The organism is Acinetobacter sp. 'aerobic (ED)' (assembly GCF_904886855.1).
Classification (GTDB): domain Bacteria; phylum Pseudomonadota; class Gammaproteobacteria; order Pseudomonadales; family Moraxellaceae; genus Acinetobacter; species Acinetobacter courvalinii.
In genome coordinates this window covers 458,761-472,352 of sequence record NZ_CAJHGI010000002.1, presented here as the reverse complement: position 1 = coordinate 472,352, position 13,592 = coordinate 458,761, and the positions used below count along the sequence as shown (strand labels likewise).

General features: G+C 36.0%; 16 protein-coding genes, 1 tRNA gene and 2 pseudogenes. 12 read left to right on the top strand and 7 right to left on the bottom strand.

Annotation, left to right across the window (positions count from 1 at the left end; all coding sequences use genetic code 11):
* Positions 1-4: 4 nt before the first annotated feature.
* Positions 5-709 (top strand): arsenical resistance protein ArsH, encoded by a 705-nt coding sequence (gene arsH, locus JO943_RS05750; RefSeq protein ID WP_202740227.1) that lies wholly within the window; start codon positions 5-7, stop codon positions 707-709.
* 215 nt (positions 710-924) lie between these two features.
* On the opposite strand, the gene JO943_RS05745 is transcribed toward arsH, so the two are convergent.
* On the bottom strand, positions 925-1,383 hold the full coding sequence (locus JO943_RS05745; RefSeq protein ID WP_202740226.1) for a DMT family transporter: 459 nt from the start codon (positions 1,381-1,383) through the stop codon (positions 925-927).
* 9 nt (positions 1,384-1,392) lie between these two features.
* Positions 1,393-1,827: a DMT family transporter gene (locus tag JO943_RS05740; protein ID WP_202740225.1), complete on the bottom strand. Its 435-nt coding sequence runs from the start codon at positions 1,825-1,827 to the stop codon at positions 1,393-1,395.
* 98 nt (positions 1,828-1,925) lie between these two features.
* Between JO943_RS05740 and JO943_RS05735 the strand changes: the two genes are divergently transcribed.
* Entirely contained in the window at positions 1,926-2,858 is a 933-nt protein-coding gene (locus tag JO943_RS05735; RefSeq protein WP_202740224.1) for a LysR family transcriptional regulator, read from the top strand.
* A gap of 31 nt (positions 2,859-2,889) precedes the next feature.
* Here the strand turns inward: JO943_RS05735 and JO943_RS05730 are convergent, their stop codons facing one another.
* Entirely contained in the window at positions 2,890-4,068 is a 1,179-nt protein-coding gene (locus tag JO943_RS05730) for a S8 family peptidase (protein WP_202740223.1), read from the bottom strand.
* Between the two features lie 522 nt (positions 4,069-4,590).
* On the opposite strand from JO943_RS05730, the gene JO943_RS05725 reads away from it, so the two are divergent.
* From JO943_RS05725 to JO943_RS05705, 5 genes and pseudogenes are all read left to right on the top strand, one after another.
* Positions 4,591-4,773, top strand: a complete 183-nt coding sequence (locus JO943_RS05725; RefSeq protein ID WP_202740222.1) for a hypothetical protein — start codon at positions 4,591-4,593, stop codon at positions 4,771-4,773.
* Positions 4,774-4,860: 87 nt separating this feature from the next.
* Positions 4,861-5,091, top strand: coding sequence for a hypothetical protein (locus tag JO943_RS05720; protein WP_202740286.1), 231 nt, complete (start codon positions 4,861-4,863; stop codon positions 5,089-5,091).
* Positions 5,092-5,233: 142 nt separating this feature from the next.
* Complete coding sequence (locus tag JO943_RS05715) at positions 5,234-5,443, top strand: hypothetical protein (protein ID WP_032872106.1); 210 nt, start codon at positions 5,234-5,236, stop codon at positions 5,441-5,443.
* 127 nt (positions 5,444-5,570) lie between these two features.
* Positions 5,571-5,813, top strand: a pseudogene (locus tag JO943_RS05710) (hypothetical protein); the annotation flags it as partial.
* A 274-nt stretch (positions 5,814-6,087) separates the two neighbouring features.
* Positions 6,088-6,315 carry a hypothetical protein gene (locus JO943_RS05705; protein WP_202740221.1) on the top strand — a complete coding sequence of 76 codons (228 nt, stop codon included), beginning with the start codon at positions 6,088-6,090 and terminating at the stop codon, positions 6,313-6,315.
* A 225-nt stretch (positions 6,316-6,540) separates the two neighbouring features.
* Here the strand turns inward: JO943_RS05705 and JO943_RS05700 are convergent, their stop codons facing one another.
* The gene (locus JO943_RS05700; RefSeq protein ID WP_202740220.1) at positions 6,541-7,185 is read right to left on the bottom strand and encodes a glutathione S-transferase family protein; all 645 of its coding nucleotides are present in this window, start codon (positions 7,183-7,185) and stop codon (positions 6,541-6,543) included.
* Between the two features lie 357 nt (positions 7,186-7,542).
* Here JO943_RS05700 and JO943_RS05695 point away from each other — a divergent pair.
* The 3 genes from JO943_RS05695 (at position 7,543) to JO943_RS05685 (ending at position 8,352) form a co-directional block, all read left to right on the top strand.
* Positions 7,543-7,619: transfer RNA gene (locus tag JO943_RS05695), tRNA-Met, on the top strand.
* Between the two features lie 182 nt (positions 7,620-7,801).
* Complete coding sequence (locus JO943_RS05690) at positions 7,802-8,035, top strand: transposase (RefSeq protein WP_202740219.1); 234 nt, start codon at positions 7,802-7,804, stop codon at positions 8,033-8,035.
* A 107-nt stretch (positions 8,036-8,142) separates the two neighbouring features.
* Positions 8,143-8,352, top strand: coding sequence for a cold-shock protein (locus JO943_RS05685; RefSeq protein WP_202740218.1), 210 nt, complete (start codon positions 8,143-8,145; stop codon positions 8,350-8,352).
* A gap of 65 nt (positions 8,353-8,417) precedes the next feature.
* Here JO943_RS05685 and JO943_RS05680 read toward each other — a convergent pair.
* Positions 8,418-9,348: pseudogene (locus tag JO943_RS05680) on the bottom strand (lauroyl acyltransferase).
* 294 nt (positions 9,349-9,642) lie between these two features.
* On the bottom strand, positions 9,643-10,320 hold the full coding sequence (locus tag JO943_RS05675; protein ID WP_202740217.1) for a DUF421 domain-containing protein: 678 nt from the start codon (positions 10,318-10,320) through the stop codon (positions 9,643-9,645).
* Between the two features lie 439 nt (positions 10,321-10,759).
* On the opposite strand from JO943_RS05675, the gene JO943_RS05670 reads away from it, so the two are divergent.
* Both JO943_RS05670 and JO943_RS05665 read left to right on the top strand, forming a co-directional pair.
* Positions 10,760-11,236 carry a hypothetical protein gene (locus JO943_RS05670; protein WP_202740216.1) on the top strand — a complete coding sequence of 159 codons (477 nt, stop codon included), beginning with the start codon at positions 10,760-10,762 and terminating at the stop codon, positions 11,234-11,236.
* Between the two features lie 202 nt (positions 11,237-11,438).
* Positions 11,439-12,806 (top strand): iron-containing redox enzyme family protein, encoded by a 1,368-nt coding sequence (locus tag JO943_RS05665; RefSeq protein ID WP_227614416.1) that lies wholly within the window; start codon positions 11,439-11,441, stop codon positions 12,804-12,806.
* 177 nt (positions 12,807-12,983) lie between these two features.
* Here the strand turns inward: JO943_RS05665 and JO943_RS05660 are convergent, their stop codons facing one another.
* Positions 12,984-13,550, bottom strand: coding sequence for an HD domain-containing protein (locus JO943_RS05660; protein ID WP_202740214.1), 567 nt, complete (start codon positions 13,548-13,550; stop codon positions 12,984-12,986).
* Positions 13,551-13,592: the final 42 nt, after the last annotated feature.

Sequence of the window (13,592 nt, the reverse complement as noted above, 5' to 3'; positions counted from 1 at the left end):
TTTTATGACTCTCCCAAATGTAGATATGAATCTTCTCGATCAACCTACTTTAGAGAAAGTACAGGCAAAGGAGCTGGATCATCCACCTCGTATTTTGCTGCTGTATGGTTCTAATCGTGAGCGTTCATACAGCCGATTGGCAGTAATGGAAGCAGGACGTATTTTGGAGCAGTTTGGTGCAGAAGTAAGAATCTTTCATCCTAAAGGTTTGCCCTTACCTGAAGATGCGGACACTGAGCATCCAAAGGTGAAAGAGTTGCATGATTTACTCGCTTGGGCAGAAGGAATGGTGTGGTGCTCACCTGAACGTCATGGCTCAATGAGTTCGATTTTTAAATCACAAATTGACTGGATACCCTTGGCTGGCGGTGCAATTCGCGCAACGCAAGGAAAAACTTTGGCATTAATGCAGGTTAGTGGCGGTTCGCAGTCCTTCAACAGCTTAAACCAGATGCGTATTTTAGGCCGTTGGATGCGCATGATTACGATTCCTAACCAATCATCTATTCCAAAAGCTTTTTTAGAGTTTGAAGAAGATGGAAGAATGAAACCTTCATCCTTCTATGATCGAATTATTGATGTAATGGAAGAACTATATAAATTCACCTTGCTCACTCGTGGACAAAGTCAATACCTTACAGATCGTTATTCAGAGCGAAAAGAGTCGGCAGAAGAGCTTTCCCAAAGGGTGAATCAGCCCTCAATATAGGTTCATAGAATTAAATCTATTATTAAAACGCTCTTTTCAGTCTTAAAAGAGCGTTTTAATTTTAATTATTCATCACAGCCGGCGTTCGATAATGATATTAATCTTTGCATCTGCATTTTTCTTTATTGTTTAGAACAATATCCAGATGAGGTTAGGTGTAAAAAATCTACTGATAAGAACTTTAGCACTCCTATTAGCTCTGGAAGTTATATATTTTATGTATTTATTTCCCTAATTTTATTACTAGAGTAAATTAAATATAATGCAAAACCTAAGAAAATAAGTGCTCCTAATCTATATATAGAAAAGGAAAGCGCAACATTACCGAGCCAACCAAAGTGATCAATCAGCATACTCATTAAAAGCTGCCCAAAAATCACAGCAATCGTAGCTAAGGCAGTCCCAATTCTTTGTACAGCCAAGACCATAATTATAATGTAGGGCACCCCACACATTGCACCTAACAATTGCCATTTAGGTACCTCTAGAAGAGTTATAGCCTGTTTGGGTTCAAAATAAAAAATTAGTAATGCTGTAATTAAAGCTCCTACAGAAAAAGTTAAAAATGCGCTCCGGAATACACCAACTGTGCTTCCAAGCTGTCCATTAATTGCAGCCTGAACGCTAAGAAGTCCACCACCAATTACGGCTAATAAAATCATTAAAATAGTCATATTATTTTCCTAAGCTTTAGCTACTAATAAAAGAGCTATCACAATTGAAAGCAGTGCAAAAAGACGTTTACGATCAACTTTTCTTTGCGGGCTACCTAGCAAGCCATAATGATCAATAATAATACTTTTAAAGACCTGACCAGCCAAAATACCAATCATGGTCATGGCAACACCAATGATTGGCGCAGTAGTGGTGAGAATAATGACGTAGATAGGACCAATTACTCCGCCCAGCAATTGCCAGGATGGGAGAGTGAAAAATGAAGGGCTGTCGCGCGGACTAAAAAATAACATTAATAAAAAAGTGAGTGCCGCTCCTACGGCAAAGATACTTAAAGTGGCCCACAGTGTTCCAACCTCTGTGCCGAGGGGGCCTAATAATCCAGCTTCTACGGATAAGCCCATTCCACCCAAGATTGCTAAGAATAATAAGAAAATTTGCATTTAAATTGCCTCAACTGGTCGAGGCGATGAATATTAGGATGGTTAACTGAGTGAAAAAATAGCATAATTCATGAATCACTATTGCAGAAATTGCACAAATGAATCTTGCAAATTCGATTGATATCCGAACTCTACGCTTTTTTATAAGTGTTTATAATGCTCAAAATTTTTCTGTTGTTGCACGAAAAGAGGATGTGTCTGCTTCAATGATTTCCCGAACAATTCTGCAACTGGAAGATGCACTGGAGCAGCAACTTTTTTATCGTAATACAAGGGCCATCACGCCAACAGAATCGGGCAAATTATTTTTTGAATATGCTAAAAAAATAACAGAACAGTTTGATGAGGCTCAAAAAGCATTGCACGATAAAACCATTGAGCCCTCTGGTCTGATAAGAATTAATGCGCCTGTTTTTTTCGGGCAAAGACATATTGCTCCGTGGTTGCCTGGATTATCAGAACGTTATCCGCGTTTATTGATTGAGTTGGTACAGACAGACGAATTTATAGATCCATTTCGGGAAACTACTGATCTCATTTTCCGCATAGGGACACTTACAGACTCTTCACTTCATGCACGAATTTTTGGAATACAAAAATATCATTTGGCTGCCTCTACCCAATATATTGCCAAATATGGAATTATAGAGAACCCGGCACAAATCAATCAGCATAAATGTCTAGTATATAGTGGCTTTGAAGGGCCCAATCGGTGGCTATTCAAAATGGGTGATAACGAATGGATACACTATCCGGTTATACCAGCCCTGAGTTCAAATAATGCCGAAAGTTTAATGACCGCAGCGCTTGGTGGTATGGGGATGGTTTTATTTCCTGATTGGCTTATTGGAGAGGCTTTAAAGAAAGGAGAGCTTATTCAGCTTTTACCTCAGTACGAGGTATCAATTAAGCCGCACACCCAGCATATAGCAGCTATTTATCCAAATGTGAGACATCCACCGCTGAATATACGAGTAATAATTGACTATTTTTCAGAGGTCTATGGTTCGCCACCTTATTGGCAAAAATAAGGTGGTCTTTGTATTAATGGGCTAAAATCATTTAGGGCGATTTATATAATAATCGGTTTGGGCTGCCAGAAGGATTTTTTACCATATTACTACTCGCCTGATTGATCAGAGTTGTAGAAACGGTTTCAGGTGCGGCTGTCGGTGTGCTTTGTAACATTTCTGCAACTACGCCCGCAACATGAGGCGTTGCCATAGAGGTTCCATTTAACACTTTTGTCGCCGTATTTCCTCCTATCCAGGAAGAGTTAATCTGGCTGCCCGGTGCAAAAATGTCAACGCAGCTTCCATAATTGGAATAACTCGCCCGAGTATCAGTCGCATCTGTCGCGGCCACGGTAACAGCTTTACTGACTCTGGCCGGTGAAGAGCTGCATGCATCTGTATTAGAGTTTCCTGCGGCTACCACCATGACATAACCATTGTTAAATAAATTTTCAACTGCCGAGTCTAAAGAAGCATTTGCCGACCCCCCTAAGGACATATTAACAACGGCAGGTTTTTTCCCGTTTTTCAGTATCCAGTCTAATCCTGCAATCACATTACTTGATGCACCCGATCCGTCGCATCCAAAAATCCGAACCGGAACCAGATTTACATTTTTAGCAACCCCATAGGTGCTACCACCTACAGTACCAGCCACATGGGTGCCATGACCATTACAATCGTTGGTGCCTTTTCCGTCAGAGATTGCGGTATAACCAGCCAGAACCCGTCCAGTAAATTGTTGATGGGTAGATAGAATGCCGGTATCAACGATATAGGCGGTAACTCCGGAACCTGTTTGCGTGTAAGAATAAGAAGAGTTTAAAGGTAGGGATTTTTGATCAATACGATCTAATCCCCAATCAGGATTACTTTGTGTGGTCGCGTCAATTTTCATAATTGAATCGTTTTCTACAGAAAGTACTTTGGGATTTTTCTTCATTGCTTCAATGAAAGCGGAAGCCGCGGCCTCTGGTAAATAGACTGCAAAGCCCTGAAACACATTGTTGTAAGAATGCAGTACTTTCCCACCATGTGTTCTAATAACATTTTGAGCAAAATCAGTAGAAGAACCTGCTTCCTTATTCAGTATAACAATATATTGGTTTTTTATAATTCCTGATGCTTGAGAAGCATTCTGTGGAAGACTTGGGGTAGATGTTGCTGCATGAGTCAGATGAACAACTAAGACCGTTAAAGAAATAACAGGAATTTTAAAAAAATTCATAAAAAATCTCCATATATTCTATAATTAAGACATTTTTGTTATGATGAGGGCTATCTTTATATTTAAGTATTAAACGCCTAAGAATAAAATTTTCCTATGCTCATCCCTAGCATTAAAACGAAATTATATTTTCATAAATTTCTTCAATGCACAAGATGTTTATCTTTTTTTAAAGAAAATGTGACTTAGTTCTAAGAAAATCAACAATGAGCACAAAGTAGTTTCCTTTTTGTCTGTTTGAAATTTGACCATTAGTCAATGTGTGACTATCCTTTTAATCCTGAATACGTAGATTTTGGAAAGACGTAGTCTAATATTACAGAAAAACATTCGCGCCAAAAATTTCGATTGCAGCGCTAAGTAACACCGCTCTTTTGAGTTCTATGTACTGATGAAGGAACGATAGAGCCTTCATTGCTGTATTCAATTAAATAAAAATTTTATCTTGGCTATAACATGTAAATTACTTGCATCTTTTAAGAACATGTTTTATCAATACTGTGAGCAGGAATTTAAAAAAGGATGAGTAGAGTGATTGAATACATCCCTGACCCGGATCAAGAGGAAGAAAGTTTGATTACTGCTAAATATGAGGCAGCTCATGAGAGACGTAAAAGAATTCTGAAAGAAGGAAGAGATGTCTATCCCATTAAAGAGTCAAGCACTTCTTTAAGGTTTAAAGTTGTAAGTCATATTCGTAGTTGATAAAAACCAATGCTGATATGCATGTTTTTGGCAGGGCTTTTTGCTTTATGTGTTAAGCTGTGAATCATAACTTTAAGGATAAGTATGATGCACATCTGTATAGGTGGTGATTTAGACGGTATAGTAGTGACTAACCGTGAAGGAACATACTTTAAAGCAAGCGAGATAGATTCTAGTAAACAGTCTACATACAACCGGCAAAGCTATATCATTGGTGAAAATACATATCGTTTTTGGCTTTGTGCTGAATTGCCATATGCAGTAACAACACGGATTGCGAATAGTTACTTAGCCAAAAAATACCCATATCTTTCATAATTTCTCTCACAAAAAATACGGCTCATCAAAAGTTTAATGTATAGGTACATAGAAACATTGAAGAATGTTGATAGGTTTAAAATTATAGTTTGTATTAGTCTGCAGCTAAGCATAGTATGATTGATTAAACTGGAGCACATTGATGCTAAAAGATATTACAGTTGTTGATTATCAGGGGAGCGAGAGAAGTGCACAGGCATGCTATCTAGAAGAAAATACAGAAGTTACACTTTCAAGAAAACGTATCCAAAGTGCAAAAATTGAATATATTTTGATTAAAGGTGAAATTATTTATCCTACCTTAGATTGGGTTTTTAATAGTTCTGATGGTAGTAGCTACTATATAAAATAAAAGATCCGCTTCGGCGGTTTTTTTATAAAATAAGTATGGGTAAGCAATCTTGGTTTTGCTCATGTGCACAAGTTCCGTATAAAGAGACAACTATCTATCTTAATTTTTTAATTATGAAGCTCATCGGAAGGTGGGCTTTTGCACGTCTATTGCACCACCTACAGCACATTCTCAACCTTGGATCAGCAGTCGGAATGATGAGTCTGATATTAGTGTGACGGGAGTCATGGCAGTCTGGAATTTACCTAAGGATTCAACTTGCATATATTTGGAGATATCTGGTGATGGGATCGATATGGCCAAGAAGGAAATGGATGTCCAGAAAAACTCAGCACTCGAAGCCGGTGCGAAAGTCATTGACAGTAATAATTAGAGATTCAGTGTAGCCCTTCGTGCACGTCAGGATGATCAGCATGCCAGCTTGCACAGCAACCTGATTAATACAGCATTGGGCTTTATTGCTAGAGCAATGATACCGCATGTGGATTCTGCTTCGGTATTTCTAAGCAGGAGAAGAATAAAGATAGCCCTAATTAAGCACAACTATAAAGTAAGAATTTCAATGGTAAATTTTAATCCTTACATTTAACATCATTTGGTCTTTGCTTTAAAAGGTACAATGGCTCTCCACACAGGAGCTTTCAATGCCCATCATCACCTTGCAGGATAATGCAACGGGAGAGATGATTAAAATTAGATCATTAAAGGATCCTAAGGTTTTTTACAGTGAAAATGGTCAAGTTGTAATTACTCAAGAAACTAAATGGCTGTATCTAGAAGATGAGGACCTCTTACCAGATAAGCTGCAAGAGCTGTTAAAAGCACCAAGATTAAATCAAGTCATAGATGGACGTTATCTCATCTATAAATAGAAAACCAACTCTAAACCGCCATAAGGCGGTTTTTTTATGTCTAATGAAAAGTGATGAGCATTAAAAAATTTACAGAAAGCATTAAGTCTTAATGATGATGACATTGTTGGCTGTGGAGCTCTAACAGCTTTATTCAAAAAACTAGGCGTGCCCCATACACGTGCGGAAGAACTTGCACTCGCGGGAAGTGTACATATGGGGACTTATCATATTTTAGAGAATGATTTAATTTTTATCTTTTAAGATTAAGCTATCTTTTTCAATCTTTTCTGCCGCTTTCCAACTCGGAAGAAGGGACAAACGCTCAACATAGCTTTGAATATGCGGATAATTTTCACCTTGGCCCATGTTATGGACTAAGCCATGCAGTCCGAATCCCATCATAAAATCAGCTCCAGTTAAGCGATCGCCTACCAAAAACTCTTTATTCTTTAGATAATCATTTAAAAAACCAAAGACTTTATCAAATTCAACTTGAGCATAGTCTTCTAGAAATGCCAATTTGGTTCCCTGTTTCATTTCTATTGCATTAAACGTTTTTAGTAAAAATGGGACCATGGCAGAGCTTTCTGCGAAATGAATCCATTGCAGATAGTCTGCATAGGCAGTGTCATTTATATCTGGCGCTAGGTGAGGGGCAAGTTTTTTAATTAATAGCTCTACTATAGCGCCCGATTCTGCAATGACTTTACCTTGCCATTCAATCACGGGAGATTTTCCTAAAGGATGGATACTTTTTAGTGATCCAGGTGCCAAATGAGTAGTTAAGTCTCGATAATAGCATTTCAACTGATAAGGTTCTTTAATTTCTTCAAGTAACCACAAAATTCGAAAAGAACGTGATTGGTTTAAGTGGTGTAATGTAATCATGATAGTTCCGGCTTTAAAAAATTATGAGTAATTTTCCCATGTTCTACGACTCTCAATATACTCTTAAGTTTATAGCTGCAACTAACTATCAGCTAAAGACAAGTAGATAAAAATTATAGATTGAGAATTTTTGATAGCTTGTCCTTGTGAAGAGCATTTTCGACAGGGAAATAAGGATAGTAGCAAACTTATTAGACTTACTTGCTATTCCCGAGGCAAGTAAGCATGAGTTGTTCTGAAAAATGTGATTAGTCTCTTGAAAATAGATAAATCGAGCTTTAATTGAGCTTATATGATCATTAATCAATATTAAACTTGCTTAATTAAGTTAAAGAGTCTATAAACCTAACCTGTCGGTGCGGGATGGAGCAGTCTGGTAGCTCGTCGGGCTCATAACCCGAAGGTCGTTGGTTCAAATCCAGCTCCCGCTACCAACCGGCTAAATTAATTTTGCTCTGTGATATATTTAAAGTTGTTATTCTGGAAAGAAAAAATAGCAATTAAACTAGCTTACATAATCCTAAATAAAGCTAAAATTATTAAATTCTAGAAATGCGGTAATCCTTTCTCATCTGTCTAGCATATAGTAAATCAAAATATTCACATGAGCTCAGAAATGAGTGATTTGGTGTTAAAAATTATTAATAAATGGCATGTAGCCAAAGCCAGTAATGGTAATGAAATTAGTGTGCAGATTATTCCGTTAAAACGTCAGCAAAATACATTGCAAGGTTCTAAATGGGTAGAAGTTGGAAAAAGAGTACTTCTAAATTCTGGTCAAGAGATTGATTTTAATTTAGATGGGAAAAGCTTCTATACTGATGTTAATCAACTTTACCGATTGGCCTGAATAATTTATACATTTGTAGTATCTTTTTAATAAAGATTAATTGGGTGAAAGTATAATGAAAATTATATTCTTATCCTTAAATAAAGAAAACATTAAAGGTTTTAAATATGTCTGATACATCTACCGGTACAGTTAAATGGTTCAATGAAGCTAAGGGTTTTGGTTTTATTCAAGCTGATTCAGGAGAGGATTTATTCGCTCATTTCAGCGAGATCCAAAGCAGTGGCTTTAAGGTGCTTAATGAAGGTCAACGCGTAAGCTTTATTCCTGGTCAAGGAAAGAAAGGACCTCAAGCTACTTTTATTAAAACCATCTAATATATTAAAAAAAGCTCACTATATGTGGGCTTTTTTATTTTCATACATAAGCAGAATTTAATAATTTAGTACAGACTTTTTTCACCGCTAGGGCGTGTCTTAAATCTGCGATGAAACCACATGTATTGTGTAGGATACATTCCAATTTGGTTTTCAAGTATTTGATTAACTCGGGTGGCATCCATTAATTCATCATCGCTTGGAAAATTACTTAACGAGGGTTCTAAGAGAACATGGTATTGAGGATTTTTTAAATCACCAGTCCTGTAAAAGAATAGTGGTATCGCTACTGCATCTGTAATTTTCATTAAACGTCTATGCGCTGTTATTGTAGCTGCAGGAACTTTGAAGAAAGGAGCCATTACTCCTTGTTTTAAACCAAAATCTTGATCTGGGCTGTACCAAATAGCATGTCCGTGCTTTAAGTTTTTAATGAGATCCTTCATGTCATTCTTAGAAATTTGATTCTGATAAATTCTAGAGCGACATTTAGTGATCAAAAAATCTAAGAGAAAATTGTTTTGGGGTCTATATACAACATCTAAATTGAAATACTGGCTGCATACAAATCCTCCAGCATCTAAAAGTGTAGTATGGCTTCCGAGCAATAAAATTCCTTTCCCTCTATGCTTTTTAAGATTTTCTATCCCATGTATATGAATTCTATTAGCAAACCATTGGGGAGAATACCAGGAATTTACAGCCTCAAAATATCCGAGGATTCCATTAAAAAAAAACTTGTTTAGCATCTAATTCAATTTCATTTAATGTTTTATGTGGGAAACATAAGTGTAAATTCTGAAGAGTTGTTCTACGTCGTGACCCTAAGATTTTCCATGTTACTTTTGATAGTATTTTTGCTAGACGCCATTGTATTGCCCATGGTAAATACGACAAAAATATTAACAAACCAATGGCAATCCATATAAACCAATATTTGGGTAGAAGAAATGACCGGTGAAATTTACCGGAAATAAGCGGAGGTTTGAAATTCATAACAAAGAGCTTCTCAAAAAATACGACTAAAATATTAGGCACAAAGTAAGGGCCTATCCCTATCTTTTTTCAGACATCTAGTGAGCAAATTCCATTGCTTTTATCAACCGTTCCTATTTCTTTATCTTCTTGGGAGGAGGGCTAGTCAATCTGGAACTAACCAGACAAATGAGGTAGACAGATAATGAAAGGCTCGGTTCGTTGTCGTGCAGCAGAGAGAGAACTCTTCTTAAAAAGTAATTTATTGCTGCAGGCACTAGCATAGCATATGCGAGCATTCAATATATGAATTGATTAACCAATACGATAGGTACGTAAAGACTCAGCCCAGCTATGATGTTTACAGCGAGTACATTCCTGATCGATTGCATTTAATATTTTAGTTTCACCACACTTCATACAAGAATAAAAAGTATTTAACTTAAGCGTAGTTGCTTTACAGTAATGTTCTGGGAAAAGAGGTAAGCCCCATTTCACCTCTCTATCTTCATAAAAGAGCAAGCTTAATGCACCATCTGTCTCGAGAAGGGCCGTTCTAATTTGACCTAAATGCTCAACATTTTGTTGGCGCATTTCTGAAAAGAACTCATCATGAGAATAACTTTGTTTAAGAAAGTCCTTATAGACAAGGAGACCGTCCTTAACTACACAAAGAGCTTTTCCTTCTAATAGGTCCTCTATCTTTTTTTGTTTTACCATGCTCCAGGTGGTCAGCCGGTAGAGAGATAGAATAATAATAAATACAGTTACGGCATGGATGATTGGGATATCTTCCGTAAACATTGGATCACCCGCTGCCGAACCTAAACATAAAATTATTGCAAGTTCGAAAATCGAGAGCTGTCGAATACCACGTTTACCAGACAATCTTAAAAAACTGATAATCACAAAGAACATAACCAGACATCGGATTATGATTTCTAAAGTAAAGCTCCAAGTAGTATCACCAATAAAAATTTTAAAAAGATCCATCTTTTTTATTCCTATTTCAAAAAATCCTTCTCTAATCCATAAAAATAAAGATTTTTTAGTAACAAATGGTGGAGATGAGTAGTAATTTATTTATTATGGTTATAAAAGTATTAACGTAGGTTTAATTGATTGATATAAAATAAAAAAATATAAGTTTATATGATGGCGCTAAATATTGTTTTACTTTTTTAAAGTCGACCTTTATACTAAGCTTTAGATGTGTAAATTTTAAACATTGAAAAATAGTTGTAATATTTTATTATTTTAAAGCTTAAATTTCATTCAATGCATCACACAAAATAAAAATAATGTGATTTTTATTTTTTGTTACTTACATTAATACTATAGTAAAAACATACAACACTTAAACCTTTACATTTATTAATACTTGAAAAGTCATACTTTAATTTGAATAAGTTAAAACTTCAGGATAATAAGAATGGCACAATATCTACGCTTAGCTGACAAATTATATAGTTTACTTGAGGAAAAACAATCTTTTACTTATGACTCTCAAGAACTAGTTAATTTAATTTTTAAGGGATTAAGAAAGGTTCTAAAAGATACAGAACTCAAACTCTTAGTAAATTTTATTGATATGGAGCAAGGGCTTATAAAAGCTCAGCAGAGAGAGTCTGAGTTTGATCTGAGTTTAATTCCTAATTACAAAAATAAAGGAGAATTTATACTTTGGTTGGCTGGATTTATAGAAAAAATGACAGATGGTGGAGCTAAGAAGCTACCTCCTTTATACAAAAATATACCTGAAGACTTTACGTTTACATTTAAAGGTAAAAGAAATTTGCCACAAGTTGAGGATCATGAAATATTTGCCAAAAATAATATTAGCAATGCCTATAAGGAGATCGTTTCATATTTTGATAGTGCAGATTTCAAAAAAAATAATCTTTCTTAAGCTTAAAGATGACAAAATATTGAAATGTAAGAAATGGTTATCATAGGCAGTATTTTTATGCATTCTTAACTTAGAGATAACATAACGTTTGTTTAAAAAGACAAGTAAATACGTTTTTCTTAATAGAGTGCAGTAAAAGAGATAATAGGATATGGTTACTACAACAATGCAACCAGTACGAAAGCCGAATCATCAGAAAAGCATGGCATTATCTTATAGAGAAATCGTCAGATTTTTTAATGAGCATGGGCGGGATACAGTTGAAAAGGAAAAATTTGCTGAAATTTGCTTACACCGATTTATGCAGGCTCGACGCATAGATGAACAAAAATTTCCTGAAAAGTTAGAGGATTTAGGGTCTTGGCTTAAGAACAAGAACATTCAGGCGTGTGAATCATTTCAGGCTTATCTGGAGCGTAGAAAACAAAAAGGAGGGCGTGAATATTTTGCCAATGTTGGTGAAGCGCTAGAATTTTTAATCAAAATTAGCCCGACAAAAATGGTCGATGGATCCTGGTTATATAGTTTATGTAAATATTGGCAAAATCCACTGTATAGTGAAGCTATTTCGATCTATTTAGACGAACTAGGGACCGGTTCACCAACACTCAATCATATTTGTCTTTATCAGCAATTGCTGGATCAGCTGGAATTAAATGATTTTGAGAATTTTTTGAGTGATGAACATTATATTCAGGCAGCAGTACAACTTGCATTGGCCTATGCACCAGCTGAATATATACCAGAAATTTTAGGTTTCAATTTAGGCTATGAGCAGCTTCCATTGCATTTACTCGTCAGTAATTATGAATTGAAAGAGCTGGGCATTGATTCACACTATTTTAATTTGCATATTACGATTGATAATTTTGATAATGGCCACGCTCAAAAAGCCTTGCAAGGTGTATTTAAAGTTGCCGAATGCTATCAGGATAAAGAAGAATTTCTTCGCCGTGTAAAAATTGGATACTACCTAAATGATGTAGGTATTGGTTCTAACGAGATCATAAAAAATCTTGATCTTCGCAACAATGTCGAAAAGATCTTAATTAAAAAAGCTAAAGTAGGCCGCTTTATTCATGGTGATAAATGTCGTATAGAGAATCGCCACATTAATGAATGGTTGCGGGATGATGAAAGTGTAGTCGCCTTTTTGGACGCTTTGATTCGTAAAAACTGGATTAAGTTAGGCGAAGATGTGCAGGAAAGCCGTTTTTGGAAACTGATTGATGATGATCGCGGTAAGATGTTTGGTGTTTTCAGTTATCCTGAAAAACAGATGATCTATGATTGGATTCAAGGTTCAGATAACACTTGTACAACGAATCTCAAGGGATGGAATCGGCAACCTAATCATGGAAATGTTATTCAAGAGAACTTAGAAAATACGTTTGATTTTGAACTGACTTTTCTTAAAAAATCTTATAATAATGAGGCGGATTTTCAAAAGCGTATGAATATGTTAATACCTTATCTCGCACCTCATATCCATAATACGCAAGCTGGTTTGTGGGGAACTAGACAGTTTACTCAGTCACTTTTTCCGGCTTTAACAGCTTCTTTTGCTTAATTCTAGTCTGATATAAATCATTAAGAATAAACCAGCATAGTACCGAGATATGCTGGCTTATTTTTGTAGTAAACCAAAAATGTAGGTAAAATTTCGTTATAAAGCTATCTATATTCAAACGAATCCATTTCAAAATTACCTTGATAGCTTTAAAGTTAAAAGTGAGCACGCATAAAGCTAACGATTCATTTTTTCCAGTGTTTCAGCATCGAGTAAAACACGGATACTTTTAAACAATGGATGTTTATCTGTGTATTTTTCACCATAACTAAGATTGAACTCATAATCAAAATCGTCAGGATTCATACCTTGATTGTGCTGTAAAATTGTCTCTAGCTTATCTAAAGCCTTTACCGCAATTGCTTCTTGCGTTTGACCTGCTTCATATTCTTCCCATAACTCCAGTAAGGAATTTCTAAGGGGCGCATCAAGGGGCTGGGTAAGTAATAATAGAACATTACGTTCTTGAGCTTCTTTATCTGGATGACTTTGCTTTTCAGTCGCAGGAATATCACCATGGATTGTCTCGCCTAAATCATGAACAAGACACATCTTTAAAACTCTTGAAAAGTCGAGATAGTTCAACTCATCTTCAAATACAAGTGCTAATAAGGCGAGTCTCCATGTATGCTCCGCTGTACTTTCACTTCGGCCATTCGATGTGTGGGAGGAACGCATGACATTTTTAAGATTTTCAGCTTCCTTCAAAAAGAGTAAACGTCCTTTAATAAGATCAGTATTCATTAAGCTTTCCTGTTTAGATTTTACAATGCAGATTGATTTATC